Here is a 13,260-nt window from a genome sequence, read left to right on the forward strand (position 1 = left end):
TATGTATACTATAACCGTTTCGGGTGCAGCCGAAGCGGTTTGTCCTGTTCCATACTGGTGAGCGTTGCAGAACTCAAAATACTTCATTAAAGATGGTGATCCAATGCTTAAGGTACTGTTTGCCGACGATGAGCCGCTGATGCTGGAAGGGCTTCGGTTCCTGGTAGACTGGGAGAAATTGAACTTTGAAGTGTGCGGTGAGGCTCTGGATGGGGAGGACGCGCTGGCGCTGATTCACAGCACCCGCCCTGATCTGGTTATCACCGATGTACGTATGCCGGTCATCGACGGCCTTGAGCTGATCCGAAGAACGTCTGAGAGCGATTGCCGTCCGAAGTTTATTATTTTTAGCGGCTATGCTGACTTTGAGTATGCCAAGCGGGCGCTTAAATACGGAGTATCCAATTATCTAACCAAGCCTCTGGATGAAAACGAGCTGACGGAGGCGCTGCAGACGGTCACGGAACAGATTCTTAAGGAACGCAAGGCGTCCTCACGGCGTGAAGCGCTCTCGGCGCTGATGCAGGAGGATACGGTATCCCGGCTCCTGATGCGGGAGAATACGGAGGAAGAGCGCGAGCAGGGGCTGAAGACGCTGGGGATCGCCCCCGCCTCGCGGCTATGCTGTATATTGGTCCATGGACCCGCGCCGGACAGCTTGCATATGCGCGAGCAAGTCGCCGCCATGAGCGGCAAGGAGCCGCTGCGCAGCCTTGCGGTCTATCCGTTCACCGCAGGCAGCGGGAAGCACGGATACTTGCTGGTGTCCCCGCAGGAAGGGCCGGAGCTTGACCGGGCACTGCTCACCAATTGGATGGAGGAGCTGCGGCCGCTGTATCCCACGCCTGTCTTTTTCACGGCAAGTCTTCAGCATCAGGGCCCGGAGGCGCTGAATACGGCATACCATGAGGCGCTGGCTGCTGAGCTGTGCAGGCCGGATGCCCCGGGGGGCGAGGTGGCCGGTTTCTTCGAGAAGCAGGATAAGACGCAGATGGCTATGCTTCCGGCAGAGCTGAGACGATCGCTGCTGCAATCCGTCACCGAAGGGAAGGTTGAACATCTCACTGCGCAGCTTGGCGAGGTGTTCAGGATTTTCTCGGCGGAGGTGGCTTCAAGCTCATGGATCGACGCTTTTTTGGCCAATGTCAAAGCTGAGCTGCTACGTGAAATTACCGCCAGAGGGGGAGACTATACGCAGTGGGTGCAGAAATGGTTCCCGTCCCGGCACACGGCCAGCTGTCTGCCGCTGCTTGAACGTCAGATAGAGGAAGAGCTATGTGAGGCTGCAGAGTGGTTCGCTGCTGCTGCGGGCGGCAGGGCAGAGGATCAGATCGTGTCCGCAGCGATAGAGTATGTCCGCGGGCATTATCAGGAGAAGCTGAAGCTGCAGGATATTGCGGGGCATCTGCATGTGAACTCCGCCTACCTGGGACAGCGGTTCAAGAAGTATTACGGCAGCTCCTTTAACGATTATCTGCATGAATACCGGATTGAAGAAGCGAAGAAGCTGCTGCGCCGGACCGATATGGGAATTACGGATATCGCAAGCAGAGTGGGCTATTCAGACGCCGATGTGTTCGCCGCCAAGTTCAAGGCGCTTAACGGAGTTACGCCTTCGGCATACAAGAAGAGTTAAATCAAGAGGGAGGAGGGGGCCTGCATGAAGGATAACCGGAAGCCATCTGCTTTCATCAATGATATTCCGCTTAAATACAAGTTTTTGTTTATCTACTTACTGTGTGTGCTCGTCCCCATACTTAGCATCAATGCCCTCTTTTATGTACAGATCAGCCGTAATGTGGAGGCACGGGAGAGGGAGAACCTGGAGATTTCGGTAGACCGGGTAGTCTATGACCTGATGCAGATCGTGAACGAATGCGTGGCCATCAGCAATACGGTAGCTGCGGACCGGCCCTACATGGAGATGATGGATTACGCCTATCCGGATAATGAGGCTTATTATGATGCCTATAATGATTCTCTGAAGGATAAGCTGCGGCAGTACAGCACTCTCCACTCCTATATTTCCTGGATGGGCATATACACCTCTAATCCGACGATCCAGAACGGCAACAGCTACTTCAATCTGTCGTACGCGGATAAGCAGAGTGAATGGTACCGCAAAATCTCAAGCAGCACAGGTAAGGTGCTGCTCACTTCTTATCAGGGGACCAACCCGCTGAATCCGCCGCAGCAGGAGGTGCTGGTCAGCCTGATCCGCAAGCTGGATAACTTCACGGGCCAGCCCTACACCAAATATCTGAGGATTGATCTGCGGCTGAACAACATGCAGGAGCTGTTCCAGAAGGAGCGTGACTATCTGGATTTCAAGCTGCTGGATGAAAAGAACCGGCTCGTGCTGGCTTCGGACCGTTCCTTCTCCTCGCTGGATGCGAGTGCCTTGCTGAATGTGGACACCAGCCTTGACCAGCCCTCCAAGCAGATTGTCCGGGCGCTTAGCAGTGCGGCCTATACCAAGGGCTGGCGGCTGGTCGGAACTCCTGAAGGGCGTAAGATCAATCATGAGATGGACCGGGCGCTCAGGAACTCGCTGATTCTGGTCCTGCTGACGATCATCCTGCCCACTCTGCTCATGATCGTGATTATACGCTCCTACAATCTGCGGGTACGGCTGCTCTATAAGCATATGAAGCTGGTCAAATATGAGCAATTCGAGAGCATTGATATGTATGAAGGGAAGGATGAGATCGGCGGTCTGATCCGCAGCTTCAATCTGATGACCGATAAAATCCGTAATCTGATCAATGATGTCTACAAGCTGGAGATTCAGAAAAAGGATCTGGAGCTGGAACGGGTCCGGGCAGAGCTGAAATATCTGGAGAGTCAGGTAGACCCTCATTTCCTTTTCAATACGCTGAATGCGATCCTGGTCATCTGTAAGAAGTATAAATATGAACAAGTCACCGATGTCATCCGCAATCTGGCCCTGATTATGCGCAGGCTGCTGAGCTGGAAGGATGATCTGATTACGGTGGAGGAGGAGGTATCCTTCATCGAGATGTACCTGCAGATTGAGAAGTTCCGCTTCCAGAACCGGTTCTCTTATGTGCTGGATATTGCGCCTGAGGTGCTGAACTGCCGGATTCCCAAGATGAGTATACAGGCTCTGGTGGAGAATTCCTGCAAGCATGGCCTGCAGTCGGTCAAATGGGCAAGAGAAATCCACGTGTCCGCTTCTCGGAATGATACAGGTCTGCAGATTGTAGTGACTGACAATGGCAAAGGAATCGAGAAGGAGAAGCTGGAATGGATCAAGTCCCATCTGGAGACAGAGGAGGATACGGGACAGAATGTCGGGCTCCGCAATGTGTATAAACGCCTCATGCTGTACTATAACGGCAGAGCGGGGTTCAGCATTGAGAGCACCGAATACGAACGTACGGTCATTACTATCCAGATTCCGGGGGAGTTTGAGTCTGGTTCCGATGGGGGAGGGAGCTCATGTATAAAGTAGTGCTCGCAGATGATGAGACGATTGCCTTAGAGGGGCTGCGGACGCTGACCGACTGGGAGGAGCTGGGCTTCGAGGTATGCGGCTCCTGTGAGAACGGGGAGGAGGCACTGGATGCCATTATCCGCAGCTCGCCCGATCTTGTGATTACGGATATCCGCATGCCTGAGATTGACGGGCTTGAGCTGATCCGGCGCGTTCGCAGCCTTGATATGGAGCAGCCGATCTTCATCGTGCTCAGCGGCTACGGCGAATTTGAGTATGCCAGAACAGCTATTCGTTACGGGGTAAGGCACTACCTGCTGAAGCCGGTCGTCGATGCGGAATGGGATAAGGTGCTTACAGACATTACGGATGAGCTGGAGCTGCGCCTTAAGCAGACTATGCAGCAGAGTATGCTGGCCAGCCAGCTGCTGCCGCTTGCGATTGCGCGCATGCTTGAGGGCCACTGGGCGGAGCCGGAAGAGGAGGCGGCCGAGCAGATGGACCGCCTGGATGAGGCAGCCACAGGCTGGACGTATGTGCATGTGGAGGGCCAGAGCAGCAATGTTACGGACCTCTGCCGGGAGCTGGCCGGACCGGCCGGCGCCCTGTTTATTGATCTGCCCGGGGATCAGGCCGGGCTGGTCGTTGAGAGCCCGGAGACGGCAGCCGGGCTGGCGGATCAGCTATACGCCGGGCTGACCCGCAGCGGTGTGAAGGGTTCGGTCAGCATCGGGCCAAGTGTGCGTTCCCTCCGCGAGCTGCCGGTCTCCTATCGGGAAGCGGCAGGCGCTGCAGCCCGCCACTACTTTTATTCGGATGGAAGTGGTCCGGTGAATTCGGCCAGCGAAGCCGAAGGCCAGGTGAACTATACGCTTCCTTCCGCAGAGCTGATTGAGGAGCTCTTCAGCGCAGTGGAGCGGCTGCATGAGCAGAAGGTGGTGGAGAAGCTGGGCGAATTGTTTAGCGTGTTCAAGGAGAACCGGACAGATCCGGGTATCGTACAGATGACGGGCATGGATATCATGCTGCGGAGCATGGAGCTGCTGAAGGAATTCGGGGGTACGGACGATCAGTGGATCGGCACGCTTGATTTTTTCAGAACCGAGCCCAAATCCCTGGAAGCTCTGCAGGTCACCCTGGAGACAGCGCTGGGAACCAGTATGAATTATATCCGCCAGCACAAGGAGCGTAACTCCGAGCATCCGCTGATCCGCGTAGAATGCTTTCTGAGGGATCATTATTCGGAGCATCTGACGGTAAAAGAGATTGCAGAGCATTTCTATATCAATCCGGTGTATCTGGGCCAGGCCTTCATCAAAAAACACGGCATCAGCATTCTGGAGTACATTCATAATTTGCGGATCGAAGCAGCCAAGAAGCGGCTGATCGACACTCATGACACGGTCAGAAGCATTGTGGAGAGTGTCGGCTATGTGCACTATCATCATTTCTTAAGAGAGTTCGAGAAACGGACGGCGCTGAAGCCCGTTGCCTTCCGGGCGCAGGCTCAAGCTCAAGCGCAGGGCGGATAACAAATAGGGTGCAATTATTTATTTGGGGTCCATCTATTTACTTTGGTGATGGTAAATGCATACAAATGCGTTATGATAGAGAGAGTTGTCCCAAAAAATGTTGTCAAATACAGGAGGTTAGCAAAAAATGAAGCAAACCAGCAGCGAAATTCCTGCATTACATGAAATGTTCCGGGAGGCCTTTAAAATAGGGGCTGCCGTCAGTACTGGCATTATAGCAGCCCAAGGTCCCTTTATCGCGAGGCATTACAACAGCATCACCGCCGAGAATGAGATGAAGCCGGCTCTGGTGCAGCCGCAGGAAGGCGAATTCACCTTCGAGGCTGCGGACAGTATCTTCGAATATGCTGAGGCACACGGGATTGGCGTGCGGGGGCATACGCTTCTGTGGCATAACCAGACCGGAGACTGGATGTTCCGGGATACGGAAGGCGGAACCTGCAGCAGAGAGCAATTGCTTGCCCGCCTGCAGACCCACATTAACACAGTAGTGGGCCGTTACCGGGGACGGGCGTATGCCTGGGATGTAGTGAATGAAGCGATTGAGGATAAAACAGACCAGTACCTGCGGGATACGCAGTGGCTTGAGATCATCGGCGAGGATTATCTCCGCCAGGCCTTTGAAATGGCACATCAGGCGGACCCTGACGCGCTTCTGTTCTACAACGACTATAATGAGACCGATCCTGTCAAAAGCGTCAAAATCCACAAGCTGGTCCGCAGCCTGCTCGATCAGAATACGCCGATTCACGGGATTGGAATGCAGGGACATTGGAATATCTATGGCCCTACTATTGAGGAAATCCGTAGTGCTCTTAAGCTCTACGCGTCGCTGGGGCTTAAGATCCACATTACGGAGCTGGATCTCTCCGTGTTCCGTCATGACGATAAACGCACGGATTTGAAAGCGCCAACAGCTGAAATGCTGAAGCTCCAGGAAGAGCGATATGCCGAGATCTTCGCCCTTTTGCTGGAATTCAGAGACTCCATTGATTCGGTGACCTTCTGGGGCGTAGCCGATGATTATACCTGGCTGGACGGCTTCCCCGTCCGGGGACGTAAGAACTGGCCGTTCCTGTTCGATGAGCAGAAGCAGCCGAAGGCTTCATTCGCCCGGCTGGCCGAGCTGGCGGCTTCGCAATCTTAATATTCGTCCTAAGCTGGACACCATATCATATCTGGAGGGAATCAAATGACAACGACAACTCAATTGAAGCAGGCTGCCGGCAAGGTACAGCCAAATGGCAATCCGCTGGTGGCACACAGATACGGAGCCGATCCTTATGCCCTGGTATTCGCGGACAGAGTCTATCTGTACATGACCAATGATGCACTGGAGTATGATGAGAACGGTGTGGTGAAGGAGAATTCTTACAGTAGCATTAACACGATTACCGTAATCTCGTCTGCTGACCTGGTGAACTGGACCGATCATGGTCCAATAGCCGTAGCTGGACCGGAGGGTGCAGCGAAGTGGGCAACCCAGTCCTGGGCACCGGCAGCACTTCATACCGTGATTGACGGTCAGGACAAGTTCTTCCTCTACTTCGCCAATAATGCCAGCGGCATCGGCGTTCTGTCGAGTGACAGTCCGGTAGGGCCATGGGTGGACCCGATCGGGGAGGCACTGATTCTGCGCTCCACACCGGGGGTAGAGGATGTGACCTGGCTGTTCGATCCGGCGGTGCTGGTCGATGATGACGGCAAGGGCTATATCTACTTCGGAGGCGGTGTCCCGGAAGGACAGTTCGCCGAGCCGGGCACAGCGCGCGTGATGCCGCTGGGTGAGGATATGACCAGTGTGGTAGGTACAGCGAAAGTGATTCCGGCCCCGTTCATGTTCGAGGATGCCGGAATTCACAAGTGGAACGGAGTCTACTATTATACCTACTGCTCGAACTTCTATGACGGGGAACGGCCGGAAGGCAGTCCTCCTGCGGGAGAGATCGCTTATATGACCAGTGATCACCCGATGGGGCCGTGGACGTATCACCGCACGATCCTGAAGAATCCGGGACATTTCTTCGGCGTGTCCGGGAATAACCATCATGCGGTCTTCCAGTTCCATGATAGCTGGTATATTGCTTATCACGCCCAGACCTTGTCCAAGGCCCAAGGGATTGCGAACGGTTACCGCTCCACACATCTTAACCGCCTGACTCATCATGAGGACGGGTCCATTCCCGAGATCCATGCGGATTACGAAGGTGTGCAGCAGCTTGCCGCATTGAACCCGTATGATCGTATTCCGGCGGCAACGATGGGCTGGAGTGCCGGGTTGAAGACGGAAGCCGGGGCGGCAGGTGCAGAGCAGATCGTAACGGATATTGCGCACGGCGGCTGGATCGGACTTTCCGGGGTAGACTTCGGCAGCGGAGCTGAGTCGTTCCAAGTCTCGGTCCTGAGCCTGGAAGCGGGCGGCGTGCTGGAACTTCATCTGGATGAGCCGGCGGGTCCGGTTATCGGCAGACTGACGGTTCCGGCGGCGGACGGCTCGCAGGAATGGCTGGAGCTGAAGACTGCGGTCCAGGGAGCAGAGGGAGTACACAACCTCTATCTGGTATTCATAGGAGAGAGCGATAAGAGCCTGTTCAAGCTGGCCGCTTGGCAGTTCACTGCGCAAGAGCACTAACTTCAAGGGGGCAGAACATTGAATACAGCCAGAATTTCGAATCCAGTAATATGGGCAGATGTCCCGGATGTGGATGTGATCCGGGTCGGCCCTGTTTTCTATATGGTCAGCACCAGCATGCACTCCATGCCGGGCTGCCCGATTATGAAATCGGTGAATCTGAAGGATTGGGAGCTTGCGGGTTACGTCTATGATACCTTCGAGGATAACAAGGCCCACCGGCTGGAGGATGGCAAGGGTATCTACGGCCGGGGCTCTTGGGCAGCTTCGCTGCGTTACAAGAATGGAACCTATTATGTATGTTTTTCCTCTAATGATATGGATCAGTTCTATATCTACCAGACCCGGGATATTGAGCACGGGCCTTGGGAGCGTTCAGTCATTCCGGGGCTGTATCATGATCCGGCGCTGCTGCTGGATGAGGACGGGCGCAATTATGTGATCTACGGGAACGGAGATATCCGCATCCGGGAGCTGACAGCGGACCTGACGGCGGACCTGACGGCGGTGAAGCCCGGCGTGACGGATCAGCTGCTGCTGGAAGGTGAGCGGCAGGGCATTATGCTGCGGATGGAAGGCTGTCATGCCCATAAGCGGGACGGCTATTACTACCTGTTCTTCATTGAATGGCCGGGGGACGGGAACATGCGCAGACGCCAGCTATGCTACCGGTCCCGGGAGCTGACGGGCCCTTATGAGCGCAGGGTTATTCTGGATGATCATCTGGGCTACCAGAATAACGGTGTAGCGCAAGGTGGGCTTGTGGACACGCCGGACGGCGACTGGTATGCCGTGTTATTCCAGGATCACGGGGCGGTCGGACGCATTCCCTGCGTGTTCCCCGTGAGCTGGGAGGACGGGTGGCCGGTGATCGGGGAAGGCGGCAAGGCCCCGCTGACCTTCGAGACGAGGCTTCCCGCCGGGGAATCGAAGCCGCTTGTGATCAGCGATGAGTTCGAGTATACGGAGAACCGGCTGGCGCTCCAGTGGCAGTGGAACCATAATCCCGATAACGGGCTATGGTCGGTTACCGAGCGGACGGGCTGTCTGCGGCTGCGTACAGGCCGGATCACAGACGATGTTCTGCTGGCCCGTAATACGCTGACCCAGCGGACGGAGGGGCCGGCCTGTAGCGCCGAGACGCTGCTGTATCTGGGCGGCATGAACGAAGGGGACCGGGCCGGCATGGTTGCTCTCCAGTACGAGTACGGCACGGTTGAGGCTGTAGCGGGAGAGCAGGGACAGTTCACCGTGAATATGTGTGCCCGCAGTGACGATGGCGTTGAAGTGGTGGAGAGTATCCCGTTCACAGGTGGGCACATCTGCTTCAGAATTGAGTTCAACTTCAAGGATGGCGTGGACGAGGCCCGGTTCTTCTATTCAGGAGGCGGGGAGGTCTGGCACCCCATCGGGCAGACGCTGCATATGAAATATTCACTGAATCATTTCATGGGCTACCGGATTGGCTTGTTCAATTATGCGACCCGCCAGCCCGGCGGCTATGCCGATTTCGAATATTGCCGTTATCACAGAGAGGATTAAGCCCGGGTCTGGAAATGGGAAGCATATTCGCTGGGTGTCATCGATGTGTGCTGTTTGAATATTCTGCCGAAATACGTCAGGCCCGTGAATCCGACTCTGAAGGCAACCTCCTGAATCGAATACCGGCGAAGCTGGAGCAGGCGGCTGGCCTCATGCACGCGCAGCATATTCACATATTCGATTAAGGTCTTGCCTGTGTTCTTTTTGAACAGATGACAAAAGTAGTTGGGGGTCACACAGCAGATCCGTGCGGCCTCCTCCACAGTCAGCGGTTTATGGAAATGGTTGCTAAGGTGAATCAGCAGGGGCTGGATGCCCGTCTCCTGCCGGTATTTTTTGGAAGGCGGTGCTGTGAACTCTGCCAAGGGATAAGCTAGACCCAGGGAAGAGAACAGGCCTCCTTTGATACATAATTCGTACCCGGGGCTCTTGCTCTGGTAGCTGTAGATAATCTGTTCAATGCATCCTCTGATCTGGCGGGTAACCGGCTGATCCGTCCCATAGAAAGCGGGCAGTCTGATCTCACCGGAGAGCAGCGGCCGGATATGATGAAGCTCAGTCAGGTCGCGTATGCCGTTCAGCAGCGCTTCGTTGTAGACAACCGCATATAGCTCACTGCCATCCTCTGTCGGGTAGGCCGCATGAATCTGCGGACGGCTGACGAAGGCAAGCTCACCCTGTACCAGCTCTCTGGAGTGGGGGCCGACCTGGACGCGGAAGCGGCCCTTGGTAATAAGAATCCATTCGAGATGGTCATGCCAGTGAGGCGGAATAATACTGCGGTCCGGAAAGCAGATATGAAATACATTGATGGGAAACAGGCCCTCGGGAATTTCCGTGTGCTCTTTTTTCCATGGATAAGGCTTGTCCTCGAACGCTCCACTCATCTTAATCCCTCCACACAATCGTAATATCGTATGATAGATGCGTACTTTTATGTATAGTATAGCGGCTTTGCACTCTTTATAATGTGGTTGCAACCTTATTATAGAACTGTTGGAGGGATCGCGCTATGTTTCGTGAAGAGAATGGCAGGCTAATCAGAGAATATGACCATGAGAGAGTCTGGATAGAGCCTTGGGGAGAGCATTCGCTGCGTGTCCGGGCTTCCTATGCGGAGATTACCGATGAACAGTGGGCGCTTCTGCCAGCTGTGCAGACGCTGAGTCATATATCGATTACCCCAGAACGCGCGACGATTGTTAACGGGAATATCCGGGCGGAAATGACGGACAAGGGGCAGATCTTCTTTTATAACCAGCATGGCAAGCTGCTCCTTAACGAGACGGAGGATACCTATCAGTTAAAATACGGGGGCAGAGAGCTAAGCGCCATCCCCGGCAGCAGTGACTTCTCCGTGAAGCTCCGGCTGGAAGCGGACCCGTTAGAGAAGCTATACGGCATGGGCCAGTATCAGCACTCCTTCCTGAATCTGAAGGGCTGCTCGCTGGAGCTGACCCACCGCAACAGCCAGATCAGTATTCCGTTCGTGTTGTCCAGCGCCGGTTACGGGTTCCTGTGGCATAATCCGGCGATCGGACAAGCGCATTTCAGTCTGAATGTGACCGAATGGACAGCCCCGTCAACCAAGCAGCTGGATTATTGGATCACCGCCGGTGACTCGCCTGCCGAGATCGAGGAGGCTTATGCCAAGGCTACGGGAACCGTGCCGATGATGCCGGATTATGGCATGGGGTTCTGGCAATGCAAGCTCCGCTACCGTACGCAGGAGGAATTGCTGGAGGTGGCGAGGGAGCATAAACGGCGGGGTCTGCCGATCGACGTCATCGTCATTGATTTCTTCCACTGGACGAATCAGGGGGACTGGCGGTTTGACCCGGAATATTGGCCCGATCCTGAGGCGATGGTGCAGGAGCTGCAGGCGTTGGGCATTGAGCTGATGGTCTCGGTCTGGCCGACGGTCCAGACGGAGAGCGAGAATTATAAGGAGATGCTGGAAAAAGGGTATCTGCTGCGCTCGGACCGCGGGGTGCGGACACAATTCCAGTTCCTTGGACAGAATGCGATCTTCGATGCGACGAATCCGGAGGCCCGTAAGTTCCTGTGGGGACTGATCAAACAGAATTATTATGACAAAGGAATCAAGGTCTTCTGGCTTGATGAGGCGGAGCCGGAACTGACGGTCTATGACCATGATATTTACCGTTATCATATAGGCTCCAGTAAGCAGATCGGCAATATCTATCCGATGAAATACAGCCAGACCTTCTATGACGGCATGGCCGCTGAAGGCCAGGAGAATATTATCAATCTGGTCCGTACCGCCTGGGCGGGCAGCCAGCGCTACGGGGCGCTTGTATGGTCTGGAGACATTCACTCCAGCTTCAAGGTGCTCAGCATTCAGGTGCGGGCCGGGCTGAATATGGCCGTGGCCGGGATTCCATGGTGGACCACCGACATCGGCGGCTTCCACGGCGGCAATCCGGCAGATGCCTCCTTCCGGGAGCTGATGATCCGCTGGTTCCAGTATGGCGCGTTCTCTCCGGTATTCAGGCTGCATGGGGACCGTTCACCTTTTGTTCAGCCCACCGGAACGCGGGGCGGGGGCGTATGCGGAAGCGGCTCGGATAATGAAGTATGGAGCTACGGGGATGAGGCGTATGTCATCTTCAAGGAGTTCATGCAGATGAGAGAGCGGCTTAAGCCCTACATCCGCGGGCTGATGGAGGCTGCACATGAGAAGGGCACGCCGCCTATGCGTCCATTGTTCTATGATTTCCCTCAGGACCCGGCGGCCTGGGATATCGAGGACCAGTATATGTTCGGTCCCGACCTGTTGGTCGCCCCGGTGCTGGCCGAGGGTGAACGGGCGCGCAAGGTATACCTGCCGTCCGGCTCAGAGTGGACCCATGTCTATACCGGCACAGCCTATGCTGGCGGACAGGCTATCATGATCGATGCGCCGCTCACGCAGATTCCGCTGTTTGTGCGGGACGGTGCCGTGCTGCCGGTGCTTGGCGGGACTGAGGAGTAAGGCCATTGAATATGGCTATACTCCTGCTTGCTCACAACTGTATAAGTTAAACAGAGCAGCGATTCTCCTGATAGTGGAGGGTCGCTGCTCTGCTATGTGAACTGAATGTATGCGAAAAACCGAACACATTGGGCGGTGCGGGTGCGTGTGGGCCAAATCCCAACAACCTACTCCGCACAGCCTCCTACCTAAGGCATAAGCTACTCTAAAGCGCCCCTACGTCTCCTCCCGAATCAGCGGTTGCTTGGAAGCCAGCCGCTCCCGGTAGGCGCGGGGGGAGAAGCCGGTCAGCTGGCGGAACTGGCGGCAGAAATGCTCAACATTGGCATAGCCGCAGAGAGCGGCGATCTCGGCGATTTTGTGCTGGCCGAAGCCCAGCTTCTCCTTGGCCAGCCGAATCCGGCATTGGATGACATCCTCCATGCATGAGATGCCGAAGGCGGATTTGTAGATGGTCTGGAGGTAGCCGGTGCTGATGTGCAGATACCCGGCCATCGAGGATACGGTCCAGGGGTGGCCGGGATTGCTGTACAACGTCTTGCGCAGCTCCAGCAGATTATAATACTGCGGCGTCAGCTTGTCCTGGGACGCTTCGGACAGCTTGTTGAACAAGAGGCGGAACAGGTAGTCAATGGACAGCTCCCGGTAATCGTTCTGGAACGAGTTCTCCAGCGTCAGCAGCTGGAACAGCTGATGGCAATACCCGGGGTCGGGCAGGGAGAATGGAGTACCGACCGGTAAGACGGTCTCTGTAATATAAGATTCATCCGCATCGAAGCGCACCCAGTCATTCACATAATTCCGGGAGCAGGCGCGGTAATAGATGTTGTGCTTAGGCGGGTACAGAACAGCAGAGTGAGCAGGATACTCCTTCAGTTCTCCATTCACTTCGAACAGCGCCGGAGTCTGTGTCAGGAGAAGAAGCCAGGCATCCAGCCCTTCCGGTATGCTGTACACGAAATCGTGCTGATGCGCAGCGTCGTATTCAACGTAGTGTATAGAGGGCATGGGCTTCTCCTTTCTTCGGATAGATCAATTAATGGTCAGTAAATATCATTGTTAGAATTTCGGTGAAACTCTATAATTTGTAGTGGATATAAGA

General features: G+C 55.2%; 9 protein-coding genes. 7 read left to right on the top strand and 2 right to left on the bottom strand.

The window, feature by feature from the left end; genetic code table 11:
• Positions 1-103: 103 nt before the first annotated feature.
• The 6 genes from ACFSX3_RS00735 (at position 104) to ACFSX3_RS00760 (ending at position 9,163) form a co-directional block, all read left to right on the top strand.
• Positions 104-1,636, top strand: a complete 1,533-nt coding sequence (locus tag ACFSX3_RS00735; protein WP_209992433.1) for a response regulator — start codon at positions 104-106, stop codon at positions 1,634-1,636.
• A 24-nt stretch (positions 1,637-1,660) separates the two neighbouring features.
• Positions 1,661-3,475 (top strand): sensor histidine kinase, encoded by a 1,815-nt coding sequence (locus ACFSX3_RS00740; RefSeq protein WP_209992432.1) that lies wholly within the window; start codon positions 1,661-1,663, stop codon positions 3,473-3,475.
• The gene (locus tag ACFSX3_RS00745; RefSeq protein WP_209992431.1) at positions 3,463-4,989 is read left to right on the top strand and encodes a response regulator; all 1,527 of its coding nucleotides are present in this window, start codon (positions 3,463-3,465) and stop codon (positions 4,987-4,989) included. The genes ACFSX3_RS00740 and ACFSX3_RS00745 overlap by 13 nt, the downstream gene beginning before the upstream one ends.
• A 127-nt stretch (positions 4,990-5,116) precedes the next feature.
• Positions 5,117-6,136: an endo-1,4-beta-xylanase gene (locus ACFSX3_RS00750; RefSeq protein WP_209992430.1), complete on the top strand. Its 1,020-nt coding sequence runs from the start codon at positions 5,117-5,119 to the stop codon at positions 6,134-6,136.
• Between the two features lie 45 nt (positions 6,137-6,181).
• Positions 6,182-7,621, top strand: a complete 1,440-nt coding sequence (locus ACFSX3_RS00755) for a glycoside hydrolase family 43 protein (RefSeq protein ID WP_209992429.1) — start codon at positions 6,182-6,184, stop codon at positions 7,619-7,621.
• An 18-nt stretch (positions 7,622-7,639) separates the two neighbouring features.
• Positions 7,640-9,163: a glycoside hydrolase family 43 protein gene (locus ACFSX3_RS00760; RefSeq protein WP_209992428.1), complete on the top strand. Its 1,524-nt coding sequence runs from the start codon at positions 7,640-7,642 to the stop codon at positions 9,161-9,163.
• Here ACFSX3_RS00760 and ACFSX3_RS00765 read toward each other — a convergent pair.
• The gene (locus ACFSX3_RS00765) at positions 9,160-10,050 is read right to left on the bottom strand and encodes a helix-turn-helix transcriptional regulator (RefSeq protein ID WP_209992427.1); all 891 of its coding nucleotides are present in this window, start codon (positions 10,048-10,050) and stop codon (positions 9,160-9,162) included. The genes ACFSX3_RS00760 and ACFSX3_RS00765 overlap by 4 nt on opposite strands.
• 125 nt (positions 10,051-10,175) lie before the next feature.
• Here ACFSX3_RS00765 and ACFSX3_RS00770 point away from each other — a divergent pair, with 125 nt between their 5' ends.
• The gene (locus ACFSX3_RS00770) at positions 10,176-12,158 is read left to right on the top strand and encodes a glycoside hydrolase family 31 protein (RefSeq protein ID WP_209992426.1); all 1,983 of its coding nucleotides are present in this window, start codon (positions 10,176-10,178) and stop codon (positions 12,156-12,158) included.
• Between the two features lie 216 nt (positions 12,159-12,374).
• Here the strand turns inward: ACFSX3_RS00770 and ACFSX3_RS00775 are convergent, their stop codons facing one another.
• Positions 12,375-13,166: a helix-turn-helix transcriptional regulator gene (locus ACFSX3_RS00775; RefSeq protein WP_209992425.1), complete on the bottom strand. Its 792-nt coding sequence runs from the start codon at positions 13,164-13,166 to the stop codon at positions 12,375-12,377.
• Between the last annotated feature and the right edge of the window lie 94 nt (positions 13,167-13,260).

The sequence above is a fragment of the Paenibacillus rhizoplanae genome (genome assembly GCF_042684125.1).
Classification (GTDB): Bacteria; Bacillota; Bacilli; order Paenibacillales; family Paenibacillaceae; genus Paenibacillus_AQ; species Paenibacillus_AQ rhizoplanae.